The 24,250-nt window shown below is 65.6% G+C and carries 22 protein-coding genes; 5 read left to right on the forward strand and 17 right to left on the reverse strand.

The genetic code is table 11. From position 1 onward, the window contains the following. Positions 1 to 271: 271 nt before the first annotated feature. From pufC to B9A15_RS20610, 11 genes are all read right to left on the reverse strand, one after another. Positions 272 to 2,038, reverse strand: coding sequence for a photosynthetic reaction center cytochrome PufC (gene pufC, locus B9A15_RS20560; protein ID WP_084412561.1), 1,767 nt, complete (start codon positions 2,036 to 2,038; stop codon positions 272 to 274). Continuing rightward, the gene (pufM, locus tag B9A15_RS20565; RefSeq protein ID WP_084412563.1) at positions 2,035 to 3,021 is read right to left on the reverse strand and encodes a photosynthetic reaction center subunit M; all 987 of its coding nucleotides are present in this window, start codon (positions 3,019 to 3,021) and stop codon (positions 2,035 to 2,037) included. The genes pufC and pufM overlap by 4 nt, the downstream gene beginning before the upstream one ends. Before the next feature lie 13 nt (positions 3,022 to 3,034). Beyond that, the gene (pufL, locus tag B9A15_RS20570; protein ID WP_084412565.1) at positions 3,035 to 3,874 is read right to left on the reverse strand and encodes a photosynthetic reaction center subunit L; all 840 of its coding nucleotides are present in this window, start codon (positions 3,872 to 3,874) and stop codon (positions 3,035 to 3,037) included. Between the two features lie 200 nt (positions 3,875 to 4,074). After that, positions 4,075 to 4,266: a light-harvesting antenna LH1, alpha subunit gene (pufA, locus tag B9A15_RS20575; protein WP_084412567.1), complete on the reverse strand. Its 192-nt coding sequence runs from the start codon at positions 4,264 to 4,266 to the stop codon at positions 4,075 to 4,077. A 15-nt stretch (positions 4,267 to 4,281) separates the two neighbouring features. Next, entirely contained in the window at positions 4,282 to 4,509 is a 228-nt protein-coding gene (gene pufB / locus B9A15_RS20580) for a light-harvesting antenna LH1, beta subunit (RefSeq protein WP_084412569.1), read from the reverse strand. Positions 4,510 to 4,593: 84 nt separating this feature from the next. After that, on the reverse strand, positions 4,594 to 4,821 hold the full coding sequence (locus tag B9A15_RS20585) for a hypothetical protein (protein ID WP_084412571.1): 228 nt from the start codon (positions 4,819 to 4,821) through the stop codon (positions 4,594 to 4,596). Positions 4,822 to 4,873: 52 nt separating this feature from the next. Beyond that, the gene (gene bchZ / locus B9A15_RS20590; RefSeq protein WP_084412573.1) at positions 4,874 to 6,343 is read right to left on the reverse strand and encodes a chlorophyllide a reductase subunit Z; all 1,470 of its coding nucleotides are present in this window, start codon (positions 6,341 to 6,343) and stop codon (positions 4,874 to 4,876) included. Continuing rightward, positions 6,343 to 8,001 (reverse strand): chlorophyllide a reductase subunit Y, encoded by a 1,659-nt coding sequence (gene bchY, locus B9A15_RS20595; RefSeq protein WP_084412575.1) that lies wholly within the window; start codon positions 7,999 to 8,001, stop codon positions 6,343 to 6,345. Before bchY ends, bchZ begins: the two co-directional genes overlap by 1 nt. A gap of 10 nt (positions 8,002 to 8,011) precedes the next feature. Beyond that, the gene (locus B9A15_RS20600) at positions 8,012 to 8,983 is read right to left on the reverse strand and encodes a chlorophyllide a reductase iron protein subunit X (protein WP_084412640.1); all 972 of its coding nucleotides are present in this window, start codon (positions 8,981 to 8,983) and stop codon (positions 8,012 to 8,014) included. A gap of 53 nt (positions 8,984 to 9,036) precedes the next feature. Beyond that, complete coding sequence (gene bchC / locus B9A15_RS20605) at positions 9,037 to 9,978, reverse strand: chlorophyll synthesis pathway protein BchC (RefSeq protein ID WP_084412577.1); 942 nt, start codon at positions 9,976 to 9,978, stop codon at positions 9,037 to 9,039. A gap of 56 nt (positions 9,979 to 10,034) precedes the next feature. Next, positions 10,035 to 11,219, reverse strand: a complete 1,185-nt coding sequence (locus B9A15_RS20610) for a methyltransferase (protein ID WP_170923389.1) — start codon at positions 11,217 to 11,219, stop codon at positions 10,035 to 10,037. 104 nt (positions 11,220 to 11,323) lie between these two features. On the opposite strand from B9A15_RS20610, the gene crtD reads away from it, so the two are divergent. Together crtD and B9A15_RS20620 are read left to right on the forward strand one after the other, a co-directional pair. After that, positions 11,324 to 12,889 carry a 1-hydroxycarotenoid 3,4-desaturase CrtD gene (crtD, locus tag B9A15_RS20615; protein WP_084412582.1) on the forward strand — a complete coding sequence of 522 codons (1,566 nt, stop codon included), beginning with the start codon at positions 11,324 to 11,326 and terminating at the stop codon, positions 12,887 to 12,889. Next, positions 12,862 to 13,722, forward strand: a complete 861-nt coding sequence (locus B9A15_RS20620; protein ID WP_244557059.1) for a carotenoid 1,2-hydratase — start codon at positions 12,862 to 12,864, stop codon at positions 13,720 to 13,722. The genes crtD and B9A15_RS20620 overlap by 28 nt, the downstream gene beginning before the upstream one ends. Before the next feature lie 355 nt (positions 13,723 to 14,077). Here B9A15_RS20620 and B9A15_RS20625 read toward each other — a convergent pair whose 3' ends face one another. From B9A15_RS20625 to B9A15_RS20640, 4 genes are all read right to left on the reverse strand, one after another. After that, a complete protein-coding gene (locus B9A15_RS20625; RefSeq protein ID WP_084412584.1) occupies positions 14,078 to 14,578 on the reverse strand; it encodes a lysozyme inhibitor LprI family protein in 501 nt (166 codons plus the stop codon). Positions 14,579 to 14,825: 247 nt separating this feature from the next. Next, on the reverse strand, positions 14,826 to 15,707 hold the full coding sequence (bchO, locus tag B9A15_RS20630; protein ID WP_084412586.1) for an alpha/beta fold hydrolase BchO: 882 nt from the start codon (positions 15,705 to 15,707) through the stop codon (positions 14,826 to 14,828). Further along, positions 15,704 to 17,473, reverse strand: a complete 1,770-nt coding sequence (locus B9A15_RS20635) for a VWA domain-containing protein (protein ID WP_084412588.1) — start codon at positions 17,471 to 17,473, stop codon at positions 15,704 to 15,706. The genes bchO and B9A15_RS20635 overlap by 4 nt, the downstream gene beginning before the upstream one ends. After that, the gene (locus B9A15_RS20640; RefSeq protein ID WP_084412644.1) at positions 17,473 to 18,498 is read right to left on the reverse strand and encodes a magnesium chelatase ATPase subunit I; all 1,026 of its coding nucleotides are present in this window, start codon (positions 18,496 to 18,498) and stop codon (positions 17,473 to 17,475) included. The genes B9A15_RS20635 and B9A15_RS20640 overlap by 1 nt, the downstream gene beginning before the upstream one ends. A gap of 239 nt (positions 18,499 to 18,737) precedes the next feature. On the opposite strand from B9A15_RS20640, the gene rirA reads away from it, so the two are divergent. Next, the gene (gene rirA / locus B9A15_RS20645; RefSeq protein WP_084412590.1) at positions 18,738 to 19,190 is read left to right on the forward strand and encodes an iron-responsive transcriptional regulator RirA; all 453 of its coding nucleotides are present in this window, start codon (positions 18,738 to 18,740) and stop codon (positions 19,188 to 19,190) included. Between the two features lie 190 nt (positions 19,191 to 19,380). After that, positions 19,381 to 19,698: a DUF1289 domain-containing protein gene (locus B9A15_RS20650; RefSeq protein ID WP_210190557.1), complete on the forward strand. Its 318-nt coding sequence runs from the start codon at positions 19,381 to 19,383 to the stop codon at positions 19,696 to 19,698. Positions 19,699 to 19,761: 63 nt separating this feature from the next. Here the strand turns inward: B9A15_RS20650 and B9A15_RS20655 are convergent, their stop codons facing one another. After that, the gene (locus B9A15_RS20655; RefSeq protein ID WP_210190560.1) at positions 19,762 to 21,552 is read right to left on the reverse strand and encodes a TRAP transporter permease; all 1,791 of its coding nucleotides are present in this window, start codon (positions 21,550 to 21,552) and stop codon (positions 19,762 to 19,764) included. 92 nt (positions 21,553 to 21,644) lie between these two features. After that, complete coding sequence (locus tag B9A15_RS20660; RefSeq protein WP_084412594.1) at positions 21,645 to 22,613, reverse strand: TAXI family TRAP transporter solute-binding subunit; 969 nt, start codon at positions 22,611 to 22,613, stop codon at positions 21,645 to 21,647. Positions 22,614 to 22,832: 219 nt separating this feature from the next. Between B9A15_RS20660 and B9A15_RS20665 the strand changes: the two genes are divergently transcribed. Continuing rightward, positions 22,833 to 24,236: an MATE family efflux transporter gene (locus tag B9A15_RS20665; protein ID WP_084412596.1), complete on the forward strand. Its 1,404-nt coding sequence runs from the start codon at positions 22,833 to 22,835 to the stop codon at positions 24,234 to 24,236. Positions 24,237 to 24,250 lie beyond the last annotated feature (14 nt).

Consider the following 24,250-nt stretch of genomic DNA (forward strand, 5'->3'; position numbering starts at 1 on the left):
AACCATGCGAAAGCTCCTCACCATCCTCAACGCCATCATAAGGGACAAAAGACCATGGCAAAGCGCTTGACCGGAAAGACAGTCGCTCTCCCCCATGGGGGAGGAGCAGAAGCGGCTATGTCTGGCTCCTACCTGTTCGCGAAAAGATATGTGAATGTCGTAGGTGCCGGGGCGCGAGGCTTTACAAATCGAACGGCCGACGCGTGTCTCGCGCCGGCCGCTTCCAGGCGGTGTTTTCTTAGAGTGCAGGTAAAGTGAAAGCTCGGACCCCTCAGCCACCGCTGCGCGGGATGATGACCACGTTGGGGCTCTTCTGGTTCGGCGTCATGCTGGTCGTGCCCTGCGGTTCGATCATCCGAGTGCCGGTATCGACATTTTCGTCCTGGCGCGGCGCTGGGCCGGTACCACCGGTCGGGTTTTCCCCGCTCGAGCTCTCCTCCCCGGTCTGAGGCGCGCCGTCGCTCGGCGCGTCATTGGTGCCGCCCTCGCGGATCATCGGCGTGCCCGGCCTCAGAACGTCCGGTCGGGCGCCTTGCGGAGCGTCGGTGCCGGTCGGAATTTCAGCGGGCGGTTCTTCCTCCGGTGACTCGGGAGGCAGGGCCTGTGTGGTCGCCTCGATCGCAGGATCGTTCGCGTCGCCCGTCGGCTGCGTCTGGGACTCGTAGCGCACCTCGCCATCCGCCGGCTGGCTCTGACCGCTGCTCGAACCGCCAGAGCCGTTCTGACCTTCCGGCACCGCTACGCCTGGTGTAGCTGCGCCATTAGCGGATCCTTCCTGACCCTGACCCTGACCCTGACCCTGACCCTGACCCTGACCCTCGGTCTGGCCACCGTCGGCGGGCGCCACGGACTGTTCGATCGCGTCCTCGCTGACCGGTGCCGGTTGAGGCGTCCCGGCCTCGGGGGCGTCTCCCGTCTGAGCGACGGCCACCGCCGTGCCGAGCAGGATCTGCTCTTTTGGGCTCGGATCGGGCAGCTCGCCGTTCGCCGACAGACCGGCCACATAGGAGTGCATCAGCTCATAGCCGCCCAGCGGTTGGGGCTCGCCGCGATGGCAGGTACCGCAATTGGCCTTGGCCGGATCGCCGAGGGGGCCGAGTCGTTCGGCCGGGAAAACGCTCTTGAGCGGCTCGATATAGTCGGTGTTGATATCGCGGACCATGCGGATGCCCCAATAGGCGATCCAGCGATAGGGCGTCGACTGGGACCAGTCGGCGAAGGCACGCGAATTGTGGCAATAGGTGCAGTTCACGCCGAGCGAGTTCGACTGCTGCATCATGAAGAGATAGAGATCTTCCGCCGTCTGCTCCCGGGCCACTTCTGCCGTGCCGGTCGGGGAAACGAGTGGATCGCGCGACTGGATCTGAGCGGTTTGGTGATCCTTCATGAGATATTCAGCATAGGGCACGTTCGGGAAAAACTGCCGGATCGTCTTGGCCTCGAGATACCAGGGACGCGGCTTGCCCAGGAACTGGTTGCCGGAAGGGGCTTCCTGATCGTACCAGCTGTCGGCCGGCACGTTCTCACCTCGATGGCAGGTGTAGCAGGTGACGCCTGCCGGAGCGACATGCTCGGGCCAGTTGGCGTTCACATAGCGGGTCATCTGGAGCATCTGCCGCGCGACAACCTTGGTGTAGAGGCTGTCGGAGGCAAAACCCTCTTCGAGATTGTGGCAGTATTCGCAACCCTGCTGCGGCGATACCCATTCGGTGATCGCCAGCATCAACCGGGTGAATTCCCCGTCGGAGAGCTCGCCCAGCACCTGGACATTCTCATAGATTTCGCTTGCCTTCGGCTCGCCCTCGTAAGGCTCGGCCGGCGGCAGGGCCTCAGGAAGGATATAGTCGGGCTTGCGGTCCTCGTCCTTGAACTGGACCATCTCGATCGCCGCGGGACCCGTCTCGCGCGACTCGATTGGAGGCAGGACCCATGGCGGCACCGCAACGATGATCAGGGCGATGGCACCCGCTGCGACCGCCGCATAGATCGGGGCCGTGCGCCGTCTGCGCGTTTCGCGCGGTTTCAGGACGCGTTTCATTGGGCGGCCCCCCTCAGAGCTTCGTCAGGGATCGGAAAATCGGGATAGACGGATGGATAGCTCGGCGCGATGCCGTGCTTGACGCCCCACAAATACCAGTTGTCGACAACCGTGCCCGTGAGAAGGACGCCGATAGCACCGGTGAACGTGGTCAGCACAGCGAACCACCAGGCCCAACGGTGGATCGACTCGTAGGTTGCGTTGAAGCCCATGGTCCAGCGCCAGAAGATGCCGGCGCGTTCGGCCGCCGTGCCACGATCGACGATTTCCTCCGCCTCGCGCTCGCCGCCGAAGCGTGAGACGGCAAGGATCGTTGCGCCATGCATGGCGAACAGCATTGTCGAGCCGTAGAGGAAGACGATCGAGAGCATATGGAACGGGTTATAGTACCAGTTTCCGTAGAGCACCGAGACCGAGGCGGTCCAGTTGAGATGGGTGATCAGCCCGAAAGGGACGGCTTCCGACCAGGAGCCCATCAGGATCGGCCGGAACAGGCCAAGGGAAAGATAGAGGAAGATCGCCGAGGCGAAGGCCCAGCTCGTATGGGTGCCCATGCCGAGCGCCCGTGCTCTCGTATAGCTTCTGACCCACCACAAGAGGATCGAGACGGTGAGGAAGAAGCCGGCCAGGATCCACCAGCCCCCGTCGCCGAGCGGGACAAGCGGATTCAGCCCGTATTTCGCCGGTGGTGGATCGAGGGAGAGGAAAGCGATGTTGCGCACAAAGGCGTAAGGGTCCCAGTCGACCGAGGCCCACATATTGAGACCGATGATCTCGATGGCGATGAAGCCGAAGGCGAGAGAGAGTGTGCCCGACCAGCCGAGATAGAGCGGCCCGAGCTGCGGATCGCCGATCTTGCCGAGCCAGTAGCTAAAGGCCTTGGCCTCCTGGACGCGTGGCTGGTCGCTCTTTGGCAGGGGGACGCCCGGATCGAAAGGGCCGCGGATCTGCGTGCGATTGTATATGGAAGCGTAGGAACCCATGGTCTTGCCGCCCTCAATAGGAAACATTGCCGATCGCGGCCGGCGTCTGGAGGAAGAAGTCGTAGAAATACGGCCAACCCTTGTCCCAGAACGGACCGGAAATGATGATGCAGACCGCGCTCCAGAAACCCGCGTTCAAAGCGAAGAAGAGACCCAGGCGGTGGATGCCGTAAGGGCCAACCGAATAAGCGATATAGTCGCGGAAATAGGCGTTCTCGGTCTCGCCGAACTTGACCTCCTCGCCCTTGGGCGGGTTGACGACGGCGAGAATGACGCCGGCATGCAGGCCCAAGAACATGGTCGTTGTGAAGAAGAAGGTCACGGCGAGCATGTGGGCGGGATTGTAGTGAAAGTGCAGGAACTGGTAGCCGACATTCGACACCCAGTCCAAATGGCTCATGATGCCGTAGGGAAAGCCGTGGCCCCAGGCGCCCAGAAGCAGCGGGCGGATGACCACCAGCGAGACATAGGCGAGAACGGCGAAGGAATAGGCGATCGGGACATGCCAGCCGATGCCGAGTTTTCGGCAGATCTCGATCTCGCGCAAGGCCCAGGACCCGAAGGCGCCGACCGCGCAGATCGTGACGAGCTGCCAGATGCCGCCCTCATTCAGGGGCGCAAGGCCGAGCCCGTATTTGATCGAGGGGGGATTGACCGAGAAGGCGAAGATGTTCGTCTCGGTGCCCTGGCTGATGTCGTAGAAGATGAGGAGCGAGCCAAGCAGCGCGAAGAAGATCGCGGTCACGCCGAAAAAGCCCACATAGAAGGGCCCGACCCAGAAATCGAACAGGTCGCCGCCGACCAGCGTACCGCCGCGCACCCGGTATTTTCTCTCGAATGACAGCATCGCCATGGCGTGTCGCTCCCCTTGAAAGCCCCGTCAGGGCCGTCGAACCCTCGAAAGCCTCCTTCGCCCATCAAAGGACGTGCTCGGCCCCGCGCGCTTCTCACGGCCGGCTCGTCGCCGCACCGCCTCAAGCGTCGTCGTTTCGTTTGATGATGCCGGGGGCGGCACGAGGTCGCCCCCGGAGATTGCCGGACTTCGTCCCGCCGTCAGGCGAAACCGTGCGGTACGACCAGAGTGGTCGCCTGCGCGGCATTCTGAGCCGGAGCCGGATTGGCAAGCCAATTGAACCGGGCCGTCGACAGAAGGATGAAGTGGATGAGAAGCGCCAACACCAGAAGGAAGGTGAAGAGCCCGATCAGCGCACGGCGCGGATCGAAGAGAAGCCAAACTCGCCACATGGGTGTCGTCTCCTCTTAAGAGATCATCGACAGAAGCGGCTGGACCAAGTCCAGGCTCGCCGCCGTCGTGTCGGGTGTCTGGAGCCACGGGCGCCACAGCCACACTAGGAAGTGGGCCAGGACCGCGACCCCGGTAAAGGCCAGAAACGATGTGACGAACAGGGAGTTGAACTCCTGCGCCTCCCGTTCCGTCAGACCGGATAGCGTGCCCGCTTCGGAGCCCGCCATTGGGGTTTCAGCCATTTCCTTTCTCCATTTGTTTGCATGTCTCCTCGGCGCTCGAGGACCTGTTCCCCGCCCGCCGGAAGCTTTGAGATGCGCTGGAGATCAGCGCATGAAGGCGTGGGGCAGGACGGAATGAGCCGTCTCGCGAGCGTCGGCGACGATCTGGAAGAAGCGCCCTCGTTCCAGCGGGATCGGCCGCATCGACGCCGGCAGGAGGCGCGAGAGGACCGACATGGCGAGGAAGAGCGGAAAGCTGATCCAGTAGATCAGCCGGTACTCGCGGCGTTCGGCGCGAAACAGCGACGGCGCGGGACGATCGACAAGGCTCATGATGTCCTCCTTCTGCGACAGGTCTTCGGATCGGGATGGGTCGGAAGCGGTCTCATTCGGCCGGTTCCGGGTGGCGCTGCGAAAGGGCTTTGCGGGGGACGAGCCCCGGATCGAGATGATCGAGCGTGACGCTCGCCGACCCGGCCGCCCGTGCCCGGCGCTCGGCGCCGTCGCGCCAGCGCTTGGAGGCCGAGATGCGTGTCAACACCGGCTCGGAGGCCATGGCCGCCTCGAAGACCTCGCTCGCCTCGGCCGACCAGCTGAGGCTGGAGGGCGCACGCGCCGGCGTCGGCGAGACCGCGTCCATTTCCGTGCCGAGCGGCAGGATGAAGAAGAGAGCGTCGAAGAGGGCGTTGCAGACCTCCTGGACGAGCCAGGTCGCGCCCGCATAGCCCATGAAGGGCGTGCCCGTGGCGCGGCGGATGGCGGCGCCCGGGAAGGAGGCCGGGATGAAGGCGCTGCGCCCGCCGGTCTCGGCCAGATACATGCGCTCATTGTAGCTGCCGAAAAGGACGAGCGGCTTCAACGCGCCGATCTTCGAGCGGACCTCGTCATTGGCCGTCTTCTGCCCGGCCTTGCGCGAAACGGCGAAGCGGCAGGGCAGGCCCATCTCATCCTCGAGAAACAGCCGGATGCCACGCGCATGGGTCTCGTTGGCGACGATGGCAAAACTTGCCGTTCCGAAGAAATCCTGGGTCACCGAGCGCCAGAGATCCCAGAGCGGCTTGATGGTGGTGTGCTTCTCGCGTTCGATGAAGGGCTCGGGGTCGAGTCCGGTCAATTCACCGAGCGCCCTGAGGAAGGCAGTGGTCGAGTGGAGCCCGATCGGCGCTTGGAGATAGGGCTTGTCGAGGGCTTCGCAGAGACCGCGGCCGAATTCGCGATAAAGGCACACATTGACGTCCGCATCGCCAAGACGGGGCGTGTCCTTCAGATGGCTGCCGAGCGGATAGACCAGATTGATCTCGGCGCCTATGCCCTCGACCAGCCGCCGGATTTCGGCGAGATCGGAGGGCATGTTGAACATGCCATAGGCGGCGCCGACGATGTTGACGCGGGGCTTGGCGCCTTCCGCGCGCGGCTTGTCCGGGCGCTTCTTCTTCGGCCCGTATTCGGTCCACAGCCAGGTCAGCGCCCGATCGGCCGACTGCCACTGATCCTCGTCGATGGTGCGCGGCAGAAAACGCTTGAGATTGGTGCCTTCCGGCGTCACCCCGCCGCCGATCATCTCGGCGATCGAGCCCGTGACGACCACCGAAGGCTCCTTGGGGTCGAGCGTGCCATGGGCCCGCTTCATCGCTCCTTCGGTGCCGGTCTGGCCGAGATTTTCCTCCGCTAGACCCGTGACGACGATGGGCAGTTCATGGGGCGGAAGGGCGTCGGTGTAGTGGAGAACCGAGGTGACGGGCAGGTTCTCGCAGCCGACGGGCCCGTCGATGACCACCTGCAGGCCCTTGATGGCGGTGAAGACATAGACCGCGCCCCAATAGCCACCGGCTCTGTCGTGATCGAGGACGAGCATCAGGCGTCTCCCTCGTCATCGGCTTCGCTGGCCGCTACGCTATCCAGCACCTTGCCGTATTTCGACGCTTTCGCCGATCCGACCGCCGAGACGGGAACATCGGTCCGACGCTTGGGCGCGGCCCGCTTTTCGGGCGCCGTCGGCCAGACGCCGGTCTTGTCGCCCGTGCCGACGCCTTCGAAGAACGCCTTCATCCGGTCGAAGCGCGGCTTGGAGCCGATGGCGCCATTGACGACTTCGGCGAGCGAGCCGGCGCCGGCCGGGCCCATCAGCGGGCGGGCGGAGATGAGATTGGTGAAGTAGAGGGCGGGTGTGCCGCTCTCCTTGGCATTCTGAACCACCGGCGTCGTGCCGATAGCGAGATCGGGCTTGAACTCTTCGAAGGCGGCGAGATCCTGTTCGAGCGAGGCGCGGAAGGCGACATGGACGCCCTTGGCTTCCAGCCATTCCCGGTCGTGATCGGACCATTTCGTGCGCGGGCAGGCCGTGCCCACATAGCGCAGATCGGCGCCGCTCTCGACGAGAAGACGGGCGACGAGAAGCTCCGATCCTTCATAGCCCGACAGGGTGATGCGTCCCTTGATCGGGGCGCCGGCGAGTGCCCCTCGGATCGCGGGAAGGATCGCGTTCTGAGCGGCCGCGACGGCGCTTGTCGGTACGCCGGCGGCCCCACCGATCCGTGCAAGCCACTCGGCCGTGCCTTCGACGCCGACCGGGGCGGAGCCGACGACCGGGCGGCCGGCGGCCTCGAATTCCCGGATCGAGGCCGTATAGAAGGGATGGATCGCGGCCACGGCCGCGCAGTCGAGCGCGCCATAGAGCTCGCGCCATTCGCGCGTCGGTACGACCGGACCCGCCGCGAGCCCCATGGGCTGCAGCAGCCGGTCGATGACCATGGGATCGGCCGGGAACATCTCGCCCAAAAGGGTGATGGTCGGGCGCTCGCCGGTCTCGGCCTTGCCGCGCGGTTTGGCGACGGGGCCTGCCTCGGCCTCCTCGCGGGCCCTTGCCAGCATCGCGCCGGCCAGAATGTCCTTGGCTTCCGCATGGGTCGGCACGCCAAAGCCCGGCACGTCGATGCCGATGATCCGCACGTCGTTGATCGTCTTGGGCAGAAGCCGCAAGGGCACGCCTGAGGCGGTGGGCACGCAGAGATTGGTGACGACCACCGCGTCGTAGAGCTCGGGATCGGCGAGATCGTGGACCGCGTCGCGAATGTCTTCGAAGAGCTTGCCGGTGACAAGGGTCTCCGAATTGAACGGCACATAGCCGACGGTGCGCCGGGCGCCGTAGAAATGGGAGGTGAAGGTCAGCCCGTAGACGCAGCAGGCCGAGCCCGACAGAACCGTCGCCGTGCGCCGCATGCGCAGGCCGACGCGGAGCGAGCCGAAGGCCGGGCACATGGATTGCGGCTGGTCGTGGGGTCCGAGCGGATAGTCCTTGGCATAGCGGTCGAGCGTGTCGCTCGCGCCGGCCTTGCGAGCCGAGTCAAGAAGCGTCTCGCGGCCGCCATGGCAGCTCGCATCGCCGTCCTTGGCGACGGGACCGGTGGCACCGCTCGGCGTCGAGGAACCGATATCCGGGCTCGGCAACTCGACGGGCGTGACGGCTTCGCCCCGCTCCGTCTCATGCCTGAAATCCTGACGATCGAAATCCATGATGGCGGCCTCAGGCGTTGTCGTAGACGACTTCGAGGGAAGGCTTGGGCGTGATCGGGCGGCCCATCATGTCCTCTTGGCTCGCCGGCTGGAGGACGAAGTCGCGCCCCGTCTCCTCGTCGGCGAAGAGGCCCAGAAGCCCGTCCTGGTCGAGCGGGGTCGGATGGAGCGGCGGTGCCTCGGCGATGCCGGTGGCCAGTTCCTCGAAGACGCTCGCCCAGCGCCCGCCGGGCAGGCCGACGATCTGATAATTCGCGCTCTTGCGGCGAATGTCCTCATCGGCCGGGATCGCCGCCAGGACCGGGATGCCGACCGATTTCGCGAAGGCCGCCGCCTCGCCGGTCCCGTCGTCCTTGTTCACCACCATGCCGGCGACGCCGACATTGCCGCCGAGCTTGCGGAAATATTCGACCGCCGAGCAGACATTGTTGGCGACGTAGAGCGATTGGAGATCGTTCGAGCCGACGACGATGACCTTCTGACACATGTCACGGGCGATCGGCAGGCCGAAGCCGCCGCAGACGACGTCGCCCAGGAAGTCGAGAAGGACGTAGTCGAAGCCCCAATCGTGGAAGCCGAGCTTTTCCAGAAGCTCGAAGCCGTGAATGATGCCGCGCCCGCCGCAGCCGCGGCCGACTTCCGGCCCGCCGAGCTCCATGGCGAAGACGCCGTCGCGCTTGAAGCAGACATCGGAAATGTCGACCTCTTCGCCGGCGGCCTTCTTCTTGGAAGAGGTCTCGATGATGGTGGGGCAGGCTTTGCCGCCGAAGAGCAGGGAGGTCGTGTCCGACTTTGGATCGCAGCCGATGAGAAGGACGCGTTTGCCCTGCTGGGCAAGCATGTAGGAGAGGTTGGCGAGGGTGAAGGACTTGCCGATGCCGCCCTTGCCATAGATGGCGATGATCTGGGTTTCTCGCGTGACCGGGCCGGAAGTCGGCTCGTCGATCGGCTCCGAGGCTTCCGCGCGCAAGGCGGCGTGCATCGCAGCCTGGGTGTCCTCGAGATTGCTTTCGGTCGTCGGCTTTCTGAGTGCGCTCATGCGCCGGCTCCCCATTCGATGATCATTTTCAGACAATCGGCGTCCTGAAACGCCGTGCGATAGGCCTTGTCCGCCTCGCCGGGGCTTGCCCGGTGGGTGAGAAGGCCGGTGAGGTCGAGCGTGCCGTCGGCGAGGCGCGCCATGACGGCGTCCATGTCCGATGGCGCCCATTCGGCCGCGATCTTGATCGTCGCCTCACGCATGAAGGCGGGCGGAAAGGCGAAGGAGAGAGGGGCCTTGTAGAAGCCGGCCAGCACGATCTCGGCGCCGCGCGCCATATGGGCGATCAGCGTGTCGAGGATCGCCGAATCGCCGGATAGATCGAGAATGCCGCGATAGTCGCGCCGCGCATCCGCCTCGGGCGACAGAACCTCGTATCCGTGGGCGCCCGACAGGCGACCGGCATGGGTCTCCCAGACCTTGGGAGCCCCGCCGAGCGCGAGGGCGAGGCGGGCCGCGAGACGGCCGAGAACGCCATGGCCGACGATGAGATCGGGCAGATGTTCGCCGCGCATGAGCGCGTGGTGGGCAGTGGCGGCGAGCGCGATCAGGACCGCTTCCTCGCCGACCGAGTCGGGCAAGGGCGCCAGACGGTCGGCCCGCACGATCAGATCCGAGGCCGACGCCCCGAAAAGACCCTTGGCATCGAGAAAGCCGTTCGAGCCGGGCACGAAAACGCGCGTTCCCTCAGCGGGCCCGCCATCGTCGGCGGCCCTGACCACCCGGCCGATCGCCTCATAGCCGGGCACCAGCGGATAGCCCATGCCGGGAAAGGCGGGCATGTCGCCCGAATAGAGCAGGCGTTCGGTGCCGGTGGAGATGGCGGAGACTTCGATCGCCACGAGAGCTTCGTTCGCCTCGCGCTCTTTGAGCTGCAAGGAGCGAGTGGCAATGAGACCCGGCTGATCGAATAAAATGGCTTGGGTTCGGCGCGTCATCAGACGGCTCCTTTGTTAACTGTCAAGGTAACTGGACAGTCACAGATGTCAAGCTCTCATGTCGCAACTGCCGTGACAGCACTGGTTGCGATCGGCATCCCGGCGGGGATCGTGCGGGGCTTCGAAAACCCTGCCGCGCCGAGCATTTCGGCGATCTCTTCGGGCGTGCGGGGGCGTCCGCTCCCCATCGCGGCAAGGTAGAGGTTGAAATAGGCGTCGCCGATCCGCGAGTGGGCGCGTCGATCAGCCATGGGCTCGGCGATGAGGATCCGACCACCGGGGGCAAGAGCGGTGCGGGCCCGTCGCAATATGTTCATCGCGGGCTCATCGTCATGGTCATGAAGGATGCGCACGAGAGTGACGAGGTCGCATCGGTCGGGAAGGGAATCGGCGAAGAAGCTGCCGCCATGGACGCGAAAGCGGTCCGCATCGGGCCGGATATCCAGCCGCTCACGCGCGAGAATGGCAACATCCGGGCGGTCGAAGAGATGAAGCTGGGCCGTCTCATTGCGCTCGGCGAGCGCCGTCAGGAAGCGTCCCGACCCACCGCCCAGATCGAGAATGCGCTTGAAGGGTCGGACGTCGAAAAGGCGCAGCGCCTCGCGGGCGACGAGGTCCTGGCTCGCCTCCATGAGCTTCGTATAACGGGTCGTCTCGCTGGTGCTCCGGCCCTCTGGCCTCGTGTCCGCGCTCTGGCCGTCATAGTCCCAGAGCCGCGCCAAACGCCCGCCGCCACGGATCTTCAAGACCTCTACGGGGTCGCGCAGGTCGTCATAGAAGGCGTCGTGATGGCGGATCATGGCGATCGCGCCGGGATTGGCGAGGAGGGCCGCACCTTGCGCGCCCAGCATGAAGCGCCCGTCGGGGAGCTTGTCGAGGAGCCCCAGGGCGGCGGAGCCCGACAGGAGACGGCGAGCGCCATCCAGCGGCATTTCGAGGCGCCTGGCAAGATCCTCCTCCGGCGCCGGACCCTCCGCCAGGGCTTCGAAAAGGCCGGTTTGAACGCCGGCGAAGAGGATCTGCGAATAGACGAAGCCGGCGGTCAGATCGAAGAGCTTGTCCGCCGAGCGGCGAGCGAAGAACCGGCCGATCGGCGTCGCCAGGGCGATGGCGTGGAAGCGCGGGCTCATCAAGGCCCGGTTGCGGATATCGCGCCAGCGAACCGACAGCGGCGATGAGCCACGCGGGGCTTTGTCTGCCCCGGCGATCGGCGCGGATGGGCGGCTGTCAGACAGCGACATGGTTTCGATCCTTCGCCTTATCTCATCTTCAAAATGGACATGACCGGCCCTCATGTGTCAAATTAACTTGACACTTAACGGGGCGGAGAGACGAGGAGTCGGCCATGGACGTCGCCGTCATCGGCGCCGGGATCGCGGGATTGTCCGCCGCGCTGCGGCTCGCGGCGGCAGGACTTTCGGTCACCGTGTTCGAAAAGGAGGCCCGGCCGGGCGGCAAGATGCGGCGCGTTCGCGTGGGCGATGCCGAGATCGATGCGGGGCCGACGGTCTTCACCAAGCGCGCCGTCTTCGACGAGCTCTTCGCGCTCGCCGGCGAGCGGATCGACGATCACCTGACGATCCGCCCTTGTGAGACGATCGCGCGCCATGTCTTTGCCGATGGCGCCTCGCTCGATCTCTTCACCGACCAAGGGCGCTCGGCGCGGGCCGTCGCCGATTTCGCCGGCGCTGGGGCCGCGCGCGATTATCGCCGTTTCATGGAGAGCGCCTTCGAGACGCTTGATCTCCTCGATCCGATCTTCATGAGCGCGGAGCGGCCGAAGAACCCTTTGGATCTCACCATGCGGGCCGGGTTGTCCGGTGCCTTGAAGATGGCGCGGATCGGCGCCAATCGCAGCTATTTCGACGCGCTGACGCGCGCCTTCTCCGACAAACGGCTTCGGGCCCTGTTCGCCCGCTACACGACCTATGTCGGCTCCTCCCCCTTCGAGGCGCCTTCGACCTTGCGGCTGATCGCGGCGGTCGAGGCTGCGGGGGTCTGGCGGATCGAAGGCGGCATGGCGCGGCTCGCCGAGGCGCTCGCCGATCTTGCCGAAAGGAAGGGCGTCGTCTTGCGCTATGGCGCGAAAGTCGAACGCATCGCGATCTCGGGTGGCGCGGCGCGCGGGCTGGAGCTGGCCGGGGGAGAACGGATCGAGGCCGGCGCGGTTCTGGCCAATTGCGATACCGAGGCGCTGGCCTCAGGCCTGTTCGGCGCGCCAGCGGCTGCCGCCGTCGATCCTCCGCTCGCAGTGAGGGACAAATCGCTCTCGGCGATCGGCATCGCGCTCAAGGCGAAGGTGAGCGGGCGCGAGCTCATCCACCACAATGTCTTCTTCGCCGCCGACCCTTTGCTGGAGTTCCATCAGATCTTCGAGGGCCGCCGGCTGCCGAGCGCGCCCAATGTCTATGTCTGCGCCGAAGATCGCGGCGAGGCGGGCGAGGACCCGCCTTCGGGTCCTGAACGGCTTTTCCTCATCGTCAACGCGCCGGCCCAGGCCGGTGCTTCCCAAACCTTCGATCGACAGGAGATCGAGACATGCGTAACGGCGGCCTTCTCGACCCTCGCGGCCTCGGGCTTGCGCCTGGAATGGGCGCCGGGGGATCGTCATCTTTCGACGCCCTCGGATTTCGCGGCGCTTTTTCCGGGGACGGGCGGAGCGCTCTACGGGCGGGCCTCGCATGGGTCGACGGCTTCGTTCCAGCGGCCCGCGGGGCGCTCCAAGATCCGGGGGCTCTATCTGTGCGGCGGCAGCGCCCATCCGGGAGCGGGCGTGCCGATGGCATCCCTCTCGGGGAGCCTCGCCGCGAGCGCGATCGTGACGGACCGCGCTTCGACCAGCGTGTCCCGCCGGGGGGCTATGCCTGGTGGTATTGCGACGCGATCTCCGACGAAGGCGCCTTCGGTCTGACCATCATCGGTTTCGTCGGTTCGGTCTTCTCGCCCTATTACAAGATCGCCGGGCGGGGCCGGCCGGAGAATCACGTCGCGATCAATGTCGCGCTCTATGGGCGGGGCGTGCGCCGCTGGGCGATGACCGAGCGGGGCGAGGGCGCGGTGTCGCGCAGCGCCTCCCATCTTCAGGTCGGCCCGAGCGCCATGCAATGGGACGGCAATTGCCTGACCATCGAGATCGACGAGGTGACGCCGCTTCTGCCCAAGCGCGTGCGCGGCACGGTAAAGCTCCACCCGCAAGCGCTGCTCAACCATCCGATGCCGCTCGACCGGCACGGGCGCCATTGCTGGTGGCCGATCGCCCCTTGCGCGCGGGTGGAGGCCGATTTCACGGCGCCTGACCTCTCTTGGCGCGGCCATGGCTATCTCGACTTCAACACCGGCGCCGAGCCCTTAGAAGACTCCTTCTCCCGCTGGAACTGGAGCCGGGCAAGCGTGCCGGGCGGCACCGCCGTCCTCTACGATCTTACGGACCGCGAAGGCGAGGACGTCTCGCTCGCCATTCTCTTCGACCCGAAATCCGGCGTCACCGATTTTGCCCCGCCGCCCAAGACGACGCTGATCACCAGCGTCTGGCGCATGGCGCGCGTCACGCGCAGCGAGGACCGGGATCGGACGGTCGTCCTGAAGACGCTGGAGGATTCCCCCTTCTACGCCCGCTCCCTCGTCAAGGCGACGCTCTTCGGTGAGAAGACCGTCGCCATGCATGAAAGCCTCGATCTCGACCGCTTCCGCAACCCGGTCGTCCAGTCGATGCTGCCTTATCGCATGCCGAGGCGGTTTTTCTGAGGGGGAACGATCGGAAAGCGACCGAGCGGATTTCTCTCACTTTTTCAGTCTTCGCCCGGTTTTGCCCGCGCTGTTCTCTTCTCAATTTGAGTTCAGCGTGGCTACGACGGCTTGATACGAAATCCGTTTGATCGCTTCGCGATACGGATTTTTCAAGCCGCTCAAGCGCCGCGCGGACTTGATACGGAGGCCGACAGAATCAGTCGGACACCGTATCGATGGGGAGAACAGCGGGCGACCGTCTTGGAATTATTCGATGAACTCGGCGCAGCGCAGATAAGAGCGATTGGCGGCGTCGCCCTTTGCATGCCCCACCAAAGCGCCGATGCCGAACCCGGCCTCATCGCAAAAAACCTCACCCCTCCTCGCCCAGAGCGATCGCCCGTTCGGCCGTCAAGTCGTTCGAGCAGGAGGCGGCGACGACGGTGCGGATGGTGCCTTCCTTGTTGGCTTCGAACAGGCGGTCGCATTCGGCATCGCGGAAGGCGATCCAGGCGCGTTGGGCTTTGACGAGGGCATCGGCGACGCCGGTTTCGAAATTGCCGTCTTCCGCAAGCCGCTTGTCCATGTCCTTGGCGTCGGACAGCGTGGTCTTGTAGCGCGCGTTCAAAAGCGCGTCCCAGGCCGCTTCCTCATCGGCGAAGCAATCGGCCGTGCCCATCGTGGTCTGGCCGTCTTCGGTTTCCATGCAGGGCTTTGCGATCGTGCCGATGCAACTGCGCGGCTCGTCGGTCTTGGCGAGACAGGCTTCGATCTTTGCGAGCCCATTGTCTTCGGCGCGCGCCGGGGCATGGATGGTGAGAGCCGCGAAGGCCGTGGCGGCAAGGAGGGTGAGCGGGAAACCAAGGACGCGCATGGCGTGACAACCTTTACGGGGCACGGATCCGCCCGCGAGAGTCGGCCCGGCGATCGGGCGAACACCCCATAGAGTCACGCCGTCTCGAGCTTGGCAATGATGCCGTAGAAAATTGCGCGCGATGGTGGCGCGTGGTTCGGGCGCGTCATACGAAATTCGGCCGACTGCTTCGCGAGGACGGTTTTTAAGACGCTCAATCGCCGCGCGGGCTTGATCCGGTCCCCGGCTTGATCAGCCGCAAACCCTATCAGGCCGCTGGCTGGCCGGTCTCCGGGGCCTCGGCGGCAAAGGCGAGGATCGCCTCGGCGACCCGGTCCGGCGTCTCCTCATGGGCGAGATGGCCGAGGCCCGGCAGTTTCACGAGTTTGGAATTCAGGATGCGCCCATGGACCTCCTCAGCCACTTTGGGCTGAATGGCGAGATCATTGCCGGCGGCAATCAGAAGCAGCGGCACGTCCAACCGCGAAAGGCGCCGGGAGAAGTTTTCCAGATCCCAATGGCTCATCATGGCGAGCGTGCCCTCCACATGGCGCGGCTCGCGAAAGAGGCGGGCATAATAGGCCCGGCCGGCGGGCGATATCCGTGAGCCCGTTCCGTCGAGAAGGCTTGTCACGGCCCGCTCGCTATGGGCGCGCAGGGCAAAGAAGCGCGGCACGACTGGGTTGAGGAAGAGGAGCTTGGCCAATGCCGGAAAAAGCCGTCCCGCCCGGCCCGGAAAGGGCAGGAGCGCGCCATTCAGCGAAACGATCCCCTTCGGCTTTGCTGCACCGCGCAAGACCATTTCGATGGCGATCACGGCGCCGGCCGAATGACCGACGATGAAGGCCGGGCTCTCGCCGAGCTTGCCCAACAGCGCGCCATGGAGATCGGCCATGGTTTGCAGGTCCGGCCGGCGGCGCGGCGTTTCGGTGAAGCCGACGCCCGGACAGTCGGCCATGACGACCTTGTGGGTCTTGGCGAGAAGCGGTGCGAGATCGCGAAAGGAATGGGTGGAGGCCCCGGTGCCGTGGATGAGGAGAATGCTCGGGCCTTCCCCCATCACCTGCACATGCCAGTCGATCCCGCCCGCCGACACGATGCGGCTTTGGGCGACATGGGGCCAGTCGGCGGGCGGGAGACCCGGCCTCATCGGGTCACCGCCTTCGACGCATCATGGGCGATCGCATCGGCCAGCCCTGCGGCATCGGCCTGGGGCAGGGCCAGATAGCGGCCGCCAAGATCACTCGCCAAATCGCGCGCGGCCTGGCCTGGGCGCGCCGAAAGGTCGATGACGAGGCTCGCCAGTCCGGCCCCGCGGCAGCTTCGTGCCTCCGCGCTCGCGTCGCTGCGCGCTTCCGCCCGGCCGGCGAGACCGCCTTTGCCGATATTGGCGCGGCCATCGGTCAGGAAGACCAGAAGCGGCGTGCGACCTTGGCGCTCGCATTGTTCGGCGAGGCGCCGGGCAAGCGCGATGCCGGCAGCCAACGGCGTGCCGCCGCCGGCCCGCAAATCGGCGAGGGCGCGCCGGGCCCGGGTCAAGGAGCGGGTTTCGGGCAAGAGGAGTTCGGCATCCGTGCCGCGAAAGGCGAGCAGCGCCACCCGGTCGCGCCGGCGATAGCATTCAGCGAGAATCCGCTCGACCGCGCCCTTGGCCTCGGCCAGCCGGGCGAGGGCCGCGGACCCCGAGGCGTCGACTGCGAAGATCGTCGCCGTCTCGCGCTTCACCCGCATGCGGCGAATGCGGATGTCGTCGGGCAGAAGAATGAGCTTGCGGCCGGCCAAGCGCTCGAAACGTTGGCGGCGGAGACGTTGCCAGGGGAGAGCGGCTGTCAGCGTGCCGGCCATGTCGAGAGGGCCTTGATCGGCCCGGCCGGCCCGGCTGCCGACGGGTCGCCCACGCCTGGCCCCCGATGAGGCCCTGGCGCCGGCCCGCGAGGCGCCGGCCCCTCTCATATGCGAGGCCGAGGCGGTTTCGGCGAGGCGTTTGAGGAGATCGGCGGAGATGGCGGCATCGCCGATCTCGACCGTCATGCCGTTTTCTGCGTCGGGTGTCCCGCTGGCCTCCGAGCTATCGCCCGATCGGTCATTGTCGTTCTGCGATGGTTCGGTCTGGCCGGCGGGATCATCCGATCCGTTCGTCTGAGGCGGGTCGGTCCGGTCCGCCTGCTGGTCGGCGTCTTCCTCCTCCTCCTCCGGCTCGTCGGCGGCCGTCTCGCCGGTCGAGGGAACCTGAATGGCGCGGGGGGCGAGAACCAGCCGGGCGGCGAGGAGGATATCCTCGTCAGCCACCGCCGAGCGGCCGGCGAGCGCAGCCGAAAGCCGCGCTACGCGCAGGGCGAAGAGCGGTGCGCGCAGGCTGGCGATGCCGAAGGCGGCGGCCGTCTCACAAAGCGCAGCGATCGCCGCCTCCGAGACGTCGACCGATGCGGGAGAGACTGGCGTCTGAACCTCTGAAGGCGTTTCACCGCCAAATTCGCGGTCCTCCGCTGGACGGCCGAGATCGAGCCAGAGGCCGAGCCGGTCGGTGAGGGCGGCGGGCGGCGACTCCTCGCTCGTCAGGCCCTCGTCGAGAGCAACGACCGGGTGGCGGTCTCCAAGCCGCTCGATCAGGCCGGCGGCGTCGCTGGGGCTCATCCGCTCCGCGCCGGCAACGATCGAGGCGGGGCGCGATGCTCGCGTGACGTCTCCCGCCTGACTGGCGAGCAATGGGGACGTGGCGCGGCCAGTGCCGGCCGGCATCGGGCGCGCGCCGCTCCAGGATTTTTGCGCCCCAAGCGCGCTGAGAAAGGCCTCGCGCATGGGGCCCGGCCGGGCCGTCAGCCGCAGGCCGAGGGACGGATCTGCGGCCAGCAGCGCGATGGCGGCGTCAGCCAGGGGTGACAGGCGGATGCGTTGGCGAAGGGCGGTTTCCAGCATCAAGCGGCGTCGAGCGCCTTCAGCGCCCGTTCGATGCGCACTTCCGATCCGGCTTCTTCGAGAGGACCCCGGCGAAGCCGGTGGGCGAGGGCGAAGGGAGCGAGTTCGGCGAGATGGGCGAAGGTGACAGTGGCGTCGCCCTTCAGGGCGGCGAGCGCACGGGCGGCACGCACCAGCGTCAGCTCGGCACGCAGACCGTCGGTGCCGAGCTCGATACAGAGATGGGCGGCCTGTTCGAGAATGCGGTCGGACACCTCGATCGAATTCAGCCGCTCGCGCGCGTCTTCCAGATCGGCACGAAGCTTAGCCTCCGCCGGTTCGGCATCGGCCAGAAAGGCGTCGGGATCACGCTCATAGCGGTCTCGCGCCTTCACGATGGCGATCCGGGTCTGAACGTCCTTCGGCGTCGTTACCGTCACCGATAGACCGAAGCGATCGAGAAGCTGGGGGCGCAATTCCCCTTCTTCCGGATTGCCGCTGCCGATCATTACGAAGCGGGCCGGATGGCGTACCGAAAGCCCCTCGCGTTCGACGACATTCTCGCCCGAGGCTGCGACGTCGAGAAGGAGATCGACGAGGTGGTCCTCCAGAAGATTGATCTCGTCCACATAGAGAAAACCGCGATTGGCTTTGGCGAGAAGGCCCGGCTCGAAGCGCCGCTCGCCGGTCAAAAGCGCGTGTTCCAGATCGAGCCCGCCGACGATGCGATCCTCGCTCGCTCCGAGCGGCAGATCGACGACGGGCACCGGTACCTGTTTCACATCAGGCGCCTCGCCGGTCTCGATCACGGCCCGGCATTGGGCGCAAAGGCTCGCCGGCCGCTGGGGATCGCAGCGATAGTCGCAATCATAGGCGATAAGCGGTGGAAGCACCGCCGCAAGGCCGCGCAGCGCCGTCGATTTGCCTGTGCCGCGATCGCCGAAAGCCAGCACACCGCCGATCGCCGGATCGATGGCGGCGATCTTCAGAGCGGTCACCAGAGCGTCCTGGCCGACAATGGCGGTGAAGGGATAATGGCGCGTCATGGGCGAACCATACAGAAGGGGCGAGGCGCCGCAAACCGCGTTCGTCATGCGTGACGCGGGAAAATGCCGATGCGGTCAAGCTGCTCGCTGAAAGGAAACGATCGGCGCGATCTCCGGCGCCTTTCGTGGCTCCGCATGGCGTCTGCCCATGAGCTTCTATCCGTCCGGCCTTCCCTTTTGTCTCGAATGATTCTAAACTGGATCAAAAGCATCGTCATTCGACAGGGTGGAAGCACTTTATGCGCCTTACGCGCCAGACCAATTACGCCATCCGAATCCTGATGTATCTTGCCGCCAATCCCGGCCGTCTCAGCCGGTTGGGCGAGGTGGCCAAGGCTTATCAGGCGCCTGAACCCTTCATGTTCAAGATCCTGCAGCCTCTTGTCTCAGCCGGCTTCGTGGAGACTGTGCGCGGGCGCGGCGGCGGCATCCGGCTTGGGCGCGAGGCTTCGAAGATCAATCTCAGGGAAGTGGTCGAGGTCACCGAAGAGAGCTTCACGCTCGCCGAATGTTTCGAGGGCGGCTCGGACTGCCCGCTGGTCTATAGCTGCGAGTTGAACGGCGCGCTGCGGGCGGCGCTGGAGGCGTTTCTGTCGACGCTCGGCCGCTACACGATTGCTGATCTGACAAAGAACAAATCCTATCTTCATCGCACTCTCGGCATCGAGACGCCGGCAGAAGCCGCCGCCTGACGCCAAACATCCGGCCTCGCTGATGGGCGGGACCGCCCTTCGATTGCTTTGGGAAAAGCGTCGAAAGGGCCGTTGGGGCGCGACCTCATGCCCGATGGCCGTGAGGCCCCTTGCGAACTCTCCCTCTTGCCTTCGGCCTAGCCAGACCCGATGTCCCGGGCAAAATGGACGGTTTGACGGATAGTTTGACGTGACAGAGACGATCGCAGCCGATGATATGACGCCGGACGAGCGCGCGCTTTGGGCCGACGCGCCGAGCCCCTGCATCGATGTCTGCAAATACAAGCGTCAGGGCCGCTGTATCGGCTGTTCCATGACGAAGATGGAAAAGCAGACCTTTCCCCATTCTGGCGCGCCCGAGCAGAAGAAGGCCTTCATCGAAGGGCTGATCGCGCGGCTTGAAGAGATCGGCCGCAACCCGGTCTTCTGGGCCTATACCTATCGCCACAAATGCGAGCGCGAGGGCGTTCCTTGTCCCGTCGAGATCGACGAGAGCGGCGAAGCATAAGACGATTTCGGGGCCGCCGTCCTTTCGCGTGGTCTGCGCTCAGCAGACCCGTCAGCGGTTGCCTCACATTGGCCAGAAGCAGAGAAGAAGCCCGCCGGCAAAAAGAAGCGCGCGCAAGGGGAGGGCGCCTTTCCAGATCAGGCTTGCCGAAAGCGCCCAGAGGGCGATCGCAATCTTGACGAAGGCGATCAGCGCCGCGCCCGGCGCCTCGACAAGGTCGATTACCGCCGGATTGGCAATCATCGCCAGCGGGATCACGTAAAGCCCGATGCCGAGGCGCATTGCCGAGCCCGCGACCTTCAGCCAGTTCTCCCCCGCCATGCCGGCTGCGATGAAGACGGCGCCGCAAACGGGCGGGGTGATGGTCGACAAAAGCGCGAACCAGAAGACGAAGAGATGGGCGAGCAGCGGCTCGATGCCGAGGCGCTGCAGAGCCGGACCGGCAACGGTGACGCAGATGACATAGGCGGCCGTCGTCGGCACCTCCATGCCGAGGAGAATGCAGGCAAGCGCCGTCAAGAGAAGCGCGGGCCAGAGCGCTTCGCCTGCGACCGCCAGAATGGCGGAGGTGACCTTTACGCCGAGCCCGGTCAGGCCCAGAACACCAATAACGATCGAGGCGCAGATGATGATCGCGGCGATCATGGCGATCTGCCGCCCGGCCTCGACCGCCGCGAGCGATAGGCGATCGGCGAAGCGCCGAGCCGAGAAGCGGAAGCGGATGTCGAAGAAGAGAAGGAGGGCGGCCGCCAGAATGGCGAGACAGGCGGCATATTGCGGCGTGACGCCGCCGACGAACATGCGCTCCAGAAGAATGGCGAAAGGGACCGCGAAGAACAAAGCCGTGATGGCGACGTCGCGCGGCTTCGGGCGATCCGCGACGTCGACGGGCTTGAGATCATAGCGCCGCGCGAAGAGATCGACGCCGATCCATGCGGTCAGGAAGTAGAGGATGGCCGGCAGGAGCGCCGCGCCCATGATCGCCGGATAGGCGATGCCGGTGAGTTCGACCATGACGAAGGCGCCCGCGCCCATCAAAGGCGGCATGATCTGGCCGCCCGACGAGGCGACCGCCTCGACCGCGCCGGCGAGCGCTTTCGGATAACCGAGCTTCTTCATCGCCGGAATGGTGATCGCGCCGGTGGAGGCGACATTGGCCGAGGCCGAGCCGGAGATCGAACCGAACAGGGCCGAGGAAAGGATCGCCACCTTGCCCGCCCCGCCTTTAAGGCGGCCGGCGGCGAGCCCTGCGAGATTCATGAAGCCTTGGCCCGCTTCCCCGGCATTCAGGACGGCGCCGAGAATGACGAAGATCGAGACGATGCCGACCGAGACGCCGGTCAGCGATCCCCAGATACCGCCTTCGGTGATCGTCAGCGTCCCGAGATAGCTCGCCAGCGGAAAACCCGGATGGCCGTATTCGCCGGGGATGAACTGGCCGAAAAGGCCGTAGAGAAGGCAGATGAGGGCAACCAGGGGCAAAGGCCAGCCGATCGCCCGGCGCGCCATCTCCAAGGTGACGACCAAAAGCGTGATGGCGACGGCCATCTGCAGCCCGGTGTCGATGAAGCCATATTGATCGGACAAGGCATCGGCGTTGAAGACGATGTAGAGGCAGGCCGCTTCACCTAAGAGAAAGAAGACAAGGCCGCTCGCTTTGGCGAGCGGGCCGCGCGCGCCGAGGATGAAGATCCAGGGCAGCGCCAGGGCCATATGGATCGGCCGCGCGATGAGCGCCGGCACGAGGCCGCTGAAGATCAGCGACAGATGAAAGCCGATCGAGACGAGGCCGAGAAGAGGCCAGAGCGGTTGGATGCGCCGCTCCGTCGTGGGCGCGGTGCTGGACGGGGTCATGATCGACATGAAGAGGGGGCGGCTCCGGCGCTTGGTCGGGCCGGCCTATTTTGCCGGCCCGGTTCGCTTGTGAAGGGAGGGGCGATGAGGGATCAGCGCAAAGCGTCCGGAACCTCGATGCCGGCCTCTTCATAATATCGTAGCGCGCCCGGATGCAGCTTGACCGAGCCTTCCGCCAGGAGCTCCGGCGTCACGGCCGCCCACCAGCGCGATTCGTCCGCAAGCTCGGCCTTTTCCTCCCAGAAGGTCTTGGTGACGAGATAGGCGGTGTCGTCGCTCATCTCGGTCGTCGAAAAGGCGACGACGGGCAGCGACGTGGTCACCACATCCTCCTCGACGCCCGAATAGGTGCCGGCGGGAATGACCTGCCGGCTGCGGCCGGTCTTCTCGATTTCCTCGTCGCTCATCGAGAGGAGAGTGACCGGCGAGCCGGCCGAGGCCTCGATGACGTTCGGGGCGGGAAAGGAGCCCGCCGTAACGAAGCCGTCGATCTGCCCGTTCTTTAGGGCGTCGGAGGCATTGCCGAGCTCGGCGTCGGCGACCGTGACCTTATCCTTGAGGTTGAAGAGTTCGAGATATTTCTCGCCCTCGGTCGCCCCGAAGCTGCCCTTGCCGAGGAGAATGGTCTTGCCCGCGAGATCGCCGAGCGTCTTCGCGCCCTCCTCGGCGTTCACGACGAAATGCATGGTGAGGGAGGGAATCGGGAAAAGCGAGCGGATCTCGGCGAATTTCGGATTGGCCCGATCGGCGAAGGGGCCCTTGCCTTCGGCTGCCGCGGTGACGAGCGAGGGCGGTGCGGTAAAGACGTAATTGCCGGGGCGGGCGGCCGCCTCCATCACATTCTGCACCGATCCCTGGCTTTCCTCGACGGTGAGAATCGCCTCGCCATCGGTCCCCGCCTTGATCGCATTGGCGAGCTCGACGCCCATCTGGTAATAGGATGTGCCGCTCTTGGCCGACTTATAGGTGATGCGCTCTTGCGCGTTGGCCGCGCCAAACGCGGTCATGCTGGCGATGAGGATGCCGGCTCCGGCCAGCGCCCATTTCGTCGAGATCGTCATGTTGTTCCTCCCTTGGATGTCATGTCACGGCCGCGTTCCCTCGGTCGCTCGCCGAGCTTATAGCACTGCCCATGGCGAGCGCGAGCCGCGAAAGGGAGAAGTCCTAATTCGTCCAGGCCTTTGAGCGTATGGGGGCGGGCGCGTTCTAACAATGACGGCGTGCGGGCGAAGCGGCTATAGAGATCGTCGACATGGCCGCCGGGAAGGGAATCGGAACCGATGAGCGAGAGGACGGTCGAGAGCTCCAACTTCGAGAGCGCCGATTTGGGCGGCGCGCGGCGCTTCGACGTCACCCATCGCATGGTCTGGGCGATCACGATCCCGATGACGCTCGCCTTCCTGACGACGCCGCTGATCGGGCTGACCGATACGGCCGTGGTCGGCCAGGTGGGCGATGCGGCGGCGCTGGGCGGGTTGACGGTCGGCGCGCTCGTCTTCGATTTCGCCTTCGCCACCTGCAATTTCATCCGCACGGGGACGACCGGCCTTGCTGCCCAGGCTTATGGCGCGGGGCAGGGGCGCGAGGTGCAGGCGGTTTTCTTCCGCGCGGCGATCCTGGCGCTCGGCATCGGGCTTGCGCTCATTGTCCTCGAACCGTTGGTGACCGCGGCGGGGCTCTTTGCCGTCTCGCCGGGCGAGGGCGTTGCCGAGACGGTCGAAACTTACGTTTTTCTGCGCATGTTTTCGGCGCCCTTCGCGCTTATCAATTACGCGATTCTCGGGACGGTGCTCGGCCTTGGGCGGGCCAATCTCGGCCTCGCCCTTCAGATCGTCGTCAATGGCGTCAATATCGCGCTCTCGGTGCTGTTCGGTCTCGTCTTCGGTTGGGGGATTGCCGGCGTCGCTCTCGGCACGGTGTGCGGCGAGGCGGCTGGCGCCCTGATAGGTTTCGTCGTCGTCTTGAGAGGTTTCGATCGCGCCGAGCGACCGGCCCTTACCCGCATCTTCGATCGCGCCGGCTTTGCGCGCATGGTTTCGGTCAATCGCGACATCATGATCCGCTCCTTCTGTCTCCTGACCGGCTTCGTGCTCTTTGCCCGGCTCGGAGCCGGCTTCGGCGCGGTGATCCTGGCGGCTAACGGCATCTTGATGACCGTCTTCCATGTGGGCGCCTATTTCCTCGACGGCATGGCGACCGCCTCCGAGCAGCTGGCGGGCCGGGCGGTGGGCGCCGATTGGCGGCCGGCTTTCGACCGGGCGGTGAAGCTCACCATCGTCTGGAGCTTCGTGCTGTCGATCCTGATCGCGGGCGTCTTCTGGCTTGGCGGAGAGCCGTTGATCGCCTTTTTGACGAGCGATGAGGCCGTGCGCGAGGCGGCGGACGCCTTCCTGCCCTTCGCCGCCATGACGCCGATCGCCGGCTCGCTTGCCTTCACCATGGACGGCATCTTCATTGGCGCCACCTGGTCGAAGACCATGCGCGACATGATGCTCCTCTCGCTCGCCCTCTTCGTTCTCGCCGCCTATGGGCTGACATCCGTCTTCGGCAATCAGGGGCTTTGGGTCGCCATGCTGCTGTTTCTCGGCCTGCGCGGTCTCACCCTGCTCGCGCTCTTGCCGCGCAATCGGGAGCGGACATTTGCGAGAGGGCGAAACGCCGCGCCCGGCTTGGGTCGATCGTAGGGGTGCGAAATTGA

The sequence above is a fragment of the Fulvimarina manganoxydans genome (genome assembly GCF_900176465.1).
GTDB lineage: Bacteria > Pseudomonadota > Alphaproteobacteria > Rhizobiales > Rhizobiaceae > Fulvimarina > Fulvimarina manganoxydans.

Excerpts from the sequence above, each read along its gene's own strand:
- pufL (WP_084412565.1), bottom strand. The coding sequence starts at position 3,874 with ATGGCGATGCTGTCATTCGAGAGAAAATACCGGGTGCGCGGCGGTACG.
- B9A15_RS20600 (WP_084412640.1), bottom strand. The coding sequence starts at position 8,983 with ATGCACGCCGCCTTGCGCGCGGAAGCCTCGGAGCCGATCGACGAGCCG.
- B9A15_RS20610 (WP_170923389.1), bottom strand. The coding sequence starts at position 11,219 with ATGTCGCTGTCTGACAGCCGCCCATCCGCGCCGATCGCCGGGGCAGAC.
- pufC (WP_084412561.1), bottom strand. The coding sequence starts at position 2,038 with ATGAAACGCGTCCTGAAACCGCGCGAAACGCGCAGACGGCGCACGGCC.
- B9A15_RS20640 (WP_084412644.1), bottom strand. The coding sequence starts at position 18,498 with ATGACGCGCCATTATCCCTTCACCGCCATTGTCGGCCAGGACGCTCTG.
- crtD (WP_084412582.1), top strand. The coding sequence starts at position 11,324 with ATGGACGTCGCCGTCATCGGCGCCGGGATCGCGGGATTGTCCGCCGCG.
- B9A15_RS20665 (WP_084412596.1), top strand. The coding sequence starts at position 22,833 with ATGAGCGAGAGGACGGTCGAGAGCTCCAACTTCGAGAGCGCCGATTTG.
- bchZ (WP_084412573.1), bottom strand. The coding sequence starts at position 6,343 with ATGCTCGTCCTCGATCACGACAGAGCCGGTGGCTATTGGGGCGCGGTC.
- B9A15_RS20660 (WP_084412594.1), bottom strand. The coding sequence starts at position 22,613 with ATGACGATCTCGACGAAATGGGCGCTGGCCGGAGCCGGCATCCTCATC.
- pufA (WP_084412567.1), bottom strand. The coding sequence starts at position 4,266 with ATGTGGCGAGTTTGGCTTCTCTTCGATCCGCGCCGTGCGCTGATCGGG.
- bchY (WP_084412575.1), bottom strand. The coding sequence starts at position 8,001 with ATGGATTTCGATCGTCAGGATTTCAGGCATGAGACGGAGCGGGGCGAA.
- pufM (WP_084412563.1), bottom strand. The coding sequence starts at position 3,021 with ATGGGTTCCTACGCTTCCATATACAATCGCACGCAGATCCGCGGCCCT.
- B9A15_RS20655 (WP_210190560.1), bottom strand. The coding sequence starts at position 21,552 with ATGACCCCGTCCAGCACCGCGCCCACGACGGAGCGGCGCATCCAACCG.
- pufB (WP_084412569.1), bottom strand. The coding sequence starts at position 4,509 with ATGGCTGAAACCCCAATGGCGGGCTCCGAAGCGGGCACGCTATCCGGT.
- B9A15_RS20585 (WP_084412571.1), bottom strand. The coding sequence starts at position 4,821 with ATGAGCCTTGTCGATCGTCCCGCGCCGTCGCTGTTTCGCGCCGAACGC.
- bchO (WP_084412586.1), bottom strand. The coding sequence starts at position 15,707 with ATGAGGCCGGGTCTCCCGCCCGCCGACTGGCCCCATGTCGCCCAAAGC.
- bchC (WP_084412577.1), bottom strand. The coding sequence starts at position 9,978 with ATGACGCGCCGAACCCAAGCCATTTTATTCGATCAGCCGGGTCTCATT.
- B9A15_RS20625 (WP_084412584.1), bottom strand. The coding sequence starts at position 14,578 with ATGCGCGTCCTTGGTTTCCCGCTCACCCTCCTTGCCGCCACGGCCTTC.
- rirA (WP_084412590.1), top strand. The coding sequence starts at position 18,738 with ATGCGCCTTACGCGCCAGACCAATTACGCCATCCGAATCCTGATGTAT.
- B9A15_RS20635 (WP_084412588.1), bottom strand. The coding sequence starts at position 17,473 with ATGCTGGAAACCGCCCTTCGCCAACGCATCCGCCTGTCACCCCTGGCT.